This window comes from Longimicrobium sp. (assembly GCF_036280135.1).
Taxonomy (GTDB): domain Bacteria; phylum Gemmatimonadota; class Gemmatimonadetes; order Longimicrobiales; family Longimicrobiaceae; genus Longimicrobium.
The window spans coordinates 1-4,471 of sequence record NZ_DASURI010000747.1; the positions used below are offsets into that span (position 1 = coordinate 1).

The 4,471-nt window shown below is 72.6% G+C and carries 4 protein-coding genes and 1 pseudogene; 3 read left to right on the plus strand and 2 right to left on the minus strand.

Annotated features, from left to right (window positions below):
• Together VFZ20_RS24165 and VFZ20_RS24170 are read right to left on the minus strand one after the other, a co-directional pair.
• Nucleotides 1–817 (minus strand): M48 family metalloprotease (locus VFZ20_RS24165; protein ID WP_329686522.1); only part of this gene is annotated, 817 nt, incomplete at its 3' end.
• A 330-nt stretch (nt 818–1,147) separates the two neighbouring features.
• Nucleotides 1,148–1,459 carry a hypothetical protein gene (locus VFZ20_RS24170; RefSeq protein WP_329686523.1) on the minus strand — a complete coding sequence of 104 codons (312 nt, stop codon included), beginning with the start codon at nt 1,457–1,459 and terminating at the stop codon, nt 1,148–1,150.
• A 231-nt stretch (nt 1,460–1,690) separates the two neighbouring features.
• Here VFZ20_RS24170 and VFZ20_RS24175 point away from each other — a divergent pair, with 231 nt between their 5' ends.
• The 3 genes and pseudogenes from VFZ20_RS24175 to VFZ20_RS24185 all read left to right on the plus strand — a co-directional run.
• Nucleotides 1,691–2,839 (plus strand): tetratricopeptide repeat protein, encoded by a 1,149-nt coding sequence (locus tag VFZ20_RS24175; RefSeq protein ID WP_329686524.1) that lies wholly within the window; start codon nt 1,691–1,693, stop codon nt 2,837–2,839.
• A gap of 52 nt (nt 2,840–2,891) precedes the next feature.
• Complete coding sequence (locus VFZ20_RS24180; protein WP_329686525.1) at nt 2,892–3,938, plus strand: tetratricopeptide repeat protein; 1,047 nt, start codon at nt 2,892–2,894, stop codon at nt 3,936–3,938.
• A 49-nt stretch (nt 3,939–3,987) separates the two neighbouring features.
• Nucleotides 3,988–4,471 (plus strand): annotated as a pseudogene (locus tag VFZ20_RS24185) (hypothetical protein); the annotation flags it as partial.

The window sequence follows — 4,471 nt, forward strand, 5'->3', positions numbered from 1 at the left end:
TCGGGTCACTCAGGGCGGCCAGAGCCAGCTCACGCTGCATGCTGATGAACGTATCGGAATCCCCCGTGGCAACGAGGGATTCCCGGTCGGCGCGTGCCTCGATCGCGCGGCTGATCGAGTTCTGGACCGGGGAGACCAGCAACGTCGCGACCGCCCACAGCGCCAGCATCAACGGCACGACCGCAGCCGTCCCCGCGTCCTCGACTCCCGCCCGCCGTCGCAACCGTGGTGAGTCGAGAGCCAGGGCAAGAAGCGACACTCCCAGCACGGCCCCCACCGCCCCGAGCGCGGTCCCGAGCAAGACGTCGTTGTGCTTGGCATGGGCGAGCTCGTGCGCGATCACCACCCGTGCCTCCGTCTCGGGAACCCCCTCCACGAGGTTGTCGTAGAGCACAACGCGCCGAGTCCCGCCGAAGCCGGAGACGTAGGCGTTGAGCGTCGTCGTCCGGCGCGAGGCGTCCGCCACGAGGACGTCGGAGACCTCGACACCTTCCTTCGCCGCCAGATCGAATACCGAGGCCCGGAGGCCGCCGTCCGGCAGCTCCTCGATGAACACCACGTGGTCCTGGTTCAGCACCAGGTACCCGTACGCCGCGCCCGTCTCGGCGCAACGCGCGTTGGTGATGGAGATGAAGCCCTTGAGCGTGGACAGGTGGTCCGCCAGGCGGCTGCCCGGCGCCCGGTGAAGGTCGCCCTCCACCATGCGGCCGCCCGTCAGGTGAAACCGGTGCGGCTGCGGGCGCTTGTTGCCCACCATCGAAGGCGTTCCCGGCACCGCCGGGCGCGGGGACAGCGTGGACGTGGCACGTGCGATCATCAGAAAACCCTGCTGGGCAATGCGTGACGCGGATGGAGAAAACGCATCCGTGGCAGGGCAAGCGCCGGCCCATCTTTCGGTACTTGGCGCAAGTGGCTGAGAAGGAACGATTTACGCCGAACGGCGTACGGGGTGGGCGAGGGCCAGGTGTGACCAGACCCGGTACACGGGATGCGTGCACGGCGGGAACCTGCCCGCGTGGGGCAGGAAACAGGCGTCGTCGTCCGGATTCTGGACGATGTACGACCGCCGGACGCCCCTTTGGGGTCTCCGGCGGTCGGGGTCAGCGATCTGAAGCGGGAGAGCGCGCCGAAGGGGACGCGCGCGGCCCTAGCGGTCTTCGCGGAACACGCCGCCGTAGCGGCCCGTGGCGGCGCCGGGAACGTGCCGGCCGGCGGGCGCGTCGTGGCGGGCCAGGACGCGGTTGGTCACGGTGGCCGCCACGTGCTCGTCCATGGGGAGCATCTCCATGTACAGCTCCAGGGCGCGGTCCACGTCCACCTCGTCGCGAAGCGTGTCCAGCAGGTCCAGCACGTTGGCCACGTGCGTCTCCACGATCGCCTCTTCGGCGCGCGCGGCGGCAATCAGCAGCTTGCGCTTGGCCTCGTTGCTCAGGCGGCGCCGCCGCAGCCAGTCGAACATCGGGTCCCTCAGGTCGGTTCGGTTGCAGGTAAAGCGGGAAGGTCAAATCTGACGGCAGGCGGGCGGGGGCCGCAAGCCCGCGCAAGGGGTTGGATGCGGGGGCGGATGTGGTGTATATTTGCGCAGGTGCCCACCGCGCGTTTCGCGCCGCGCGCGGCCCCTCGGCGGTACCCCGGCCCACTCCCGGGCCGTGCCCCATCCCCCGCCTTTTTGGAAGCCAGGGAAGGCTGAATGGGAACCTCATTTCTCAGCTCCGAAGAATACGACGAGCTGGCCCACCGTCACTACGACGCGGGCGAGTACGACGAGGCGCTCGTCGTGCTTCGCGAAGGGCTGGCCCAATACCCGGACTCCGTGCTGCTGCAGGTGGGCCTGGGCTACACGCGCGTGGCCCGCGAGGAGTACGCGTGGGCCCGGGCGTGCTTTGAGCGCGCGCTGGAGCTGGACCCGGAATACGAAGACGCGTGGGTGGGCCTGGGCGAGACCCTGCTCAAGTTCGGCAAGGTGGACGAGGCGCTCAAGTGCTTTGGCCAGATCGACGAGATGGGCCTGGGCGACGACCTGGAGCTGGGCCTGACGGTGGGCCGCGCGCTCTACCGCGAGGGCCTGTTCACGGACGCCCGCGCCCGCTTCGCCGCGCTTTCGGCGACGCACCCGGACTCGGCCGAGCTGGCGGCGGCCCGCGGCTACACGCTGCACGCCCTGGGCGACGACCTGGGGGCGCGCCGCGAGCTTCGCCGCGCCGTGCGGCTGGATGGCGAGCTGCACGAGGCCCGCATCTACCTGAGCCACCTGCTGCACGACCGCGGCGACCACCGCGGCGCCCTGCAGGAGCTGGAGCAGGTGCCGCCCATGGAGCACTGGGACACGCTCAGCGTGTGGCGGTACATCGAGCTCAAGACGCAGCTGGACGGCGTGACGGAGGACGACGCCTGGTTCCTGCCCTGGCGCGAGCGCCTGGCGGAGCTGGACGCCGAGCCGGACGACATCGACCACCTGCTGGCCGAGGTGGAGGCCAGCTTCGAGGGCGCCGTGGACGAGCAGGCCCAGGCCGCGCTGGAGCTTTCGGCGCAGATGGACTTCATCATGAAGATCCTGGGCCCGGCGCCCGGCGGCACCCTGGAAACGGTGGAGGCCGCCGGCCCGGTGGCGCCGCACCGGGTGCGCACGGCCGAGGGCTCGGTGTTCGAGGGCTCGTGGGACGACATCGTGCGGGGGATGCGCGACTCGTGCGGCGAGCCGGGCATTACCCTGGCGGCGTTCATGCGCCGCGCGGCCAAGCAGATCCGCGAGCGCACGGGCCGGGACGTGCCGTGCCACAGCGCCGAGGCGTTCCTCAAGGCGGGCGCCCGGATGGGCCTGCTGCACATCGAGCTCTGACGCGGATGACCGTGCCGGTCCGGAGCGTTTCCGTGCTCGCGTCCGTCCGGCCGTGAGCTTCGATCCCGAGAGCACCCTTCGCCCGCTGCGGCAGCGCGCCTCCGACCTGGAGGCGCTGCGGGCCGGCGCGCCCGCGGCCGCCCTGGTGGTCCGCGTGGCGCGGGCGGCGGAGACGACGCTGCGCCGCATGCTGCGCGACGACCCCACCGCCCCGGTGGAGCTGCGGCTGCGGGCCCTTTCCGACGACGACCTTCCCACGCCCGACCTGCTGGCGGAGCTGCGCCGCCGCAACCGGCTTCCCATGGAGCTGGCGGCGGCGTTCCACGACCTGGACCTGGCGTGCGAGCGCATTGCCGGCGGCGCCGATCCCGCCCCGCGCGACGCGCCGCTGGCCGTGGCCGTGGCGCAGGGGCTGGACACGCACATCCGCGCCCTGCCGGCGTTTCCGCGGATGGAGGATCCCGTCCTGGACGACCCGGACGAGGAGCCCCTTACGGCGGACGACGAGGCGCCCGTGCGGGCCGTCCCCGCGGCGCGGGGGCGGCGGGTGCCCTGGCCCACGCTGCTGGCGCTGGCCGGGCTCGTCATCCTTCTCTTCGTCGTTGTCCGCATGCGCCGTAGCGACGCGCTGGAACGGGGCGAAGCGGCGTACCGCGCGGGACGCGTGGCCCAGGCCGAGCAGTCGTTCCGCGCCTATGCGGACGACCATCCGCGCGATCCGCGGGCGCGCGTCTACCTGGCCCGCATCTACCGCGAGGCGGGCCGCCTGGCCGACGCGGAGCGCGAGGTGCAGGCCGGCCTCCGCGCGACGCCGGACGACGCGGGACTGCACACGGAGCACGGCTTCGTGCTGCTGGATGCTAATCGGCCGGCCGACGCCGTCCCCGTGTTCCGCAAGGCGCTGGACTACGACAAGGAGGCGCCGCGCGCGTGGGCGGGGCTGGTCCGCGCCCTTCGCGCCGCCGGTCGCCCCACCGACGCCGACCAGGTGCTGCGCCTGGCCCCCGCCGAGGTGCGCGGCCTGATCCGCACGGCCGACGCCCGCGACTCCGCCGCCGCGTCCGCGTCGCCCGCGTCTGCCCCGGTGCAGACGCCATAGACGCGCATCGAGCGACTCACGCACTTCCGCACTCACGCACTCCCCAGCCGTGGACGCCCTCGATCGCCTGTACCGGCGCGTATCCCTGACCCTGGCGCGCGATCCCGGTCGGACGCTCACCATTGGCGACCTGTACCAGGACGTGGTGCCGTACCGGCTGATCCGCAGCGAGCTGGGCTTCGCGGAGCTGGCGGAGTACGAGCACGCCCTGCTGCGCCTGCTCAGCGGCGAGCGCGAGTACCTGGAGCTGGACCGGGCCGAGGTGGCGGACGAGTTTCGCCGCGAGCTCACGGCGCCGAACCCGATTCTCGGCATCTACCGCGACTACGCGGAGGTGGGCGTGGCGCCCAACCCGTTCGCGCCCGCGCTGGACGCCACCGCGCCGCCGTCCGTCGTCGTCGCTCCGCCGGCGCCCGCCGCGTCCGCTCCTTCCGCGCCCACGGCGCCGAAGGTGGACCTGCCGCCGCCGGTGGACCGGACGGACCCGGGCGCGCTGGTGACGGCGGAGCCCGCGCCCGTGTTCAAGCCCCGTC

Bases quoted from the DNA above. Each gene is read 5' to 3' on its own strand.
- VFZ20_RS24170 (WP_329686523.1), bottom strand. From the start codon at position 1,459: ATGTTCGACTGGCTGCGGCGGCGCCGCCTGAGCAACGAGGCCAAGCGC.
- VFZ20_RS24175 (WP_329686524.1), top strand. From the start codon at position 1,691: ATGGGAACCTCATTTCTCAGCTCCGAAGAATACGACGAGCTGGCCCAC.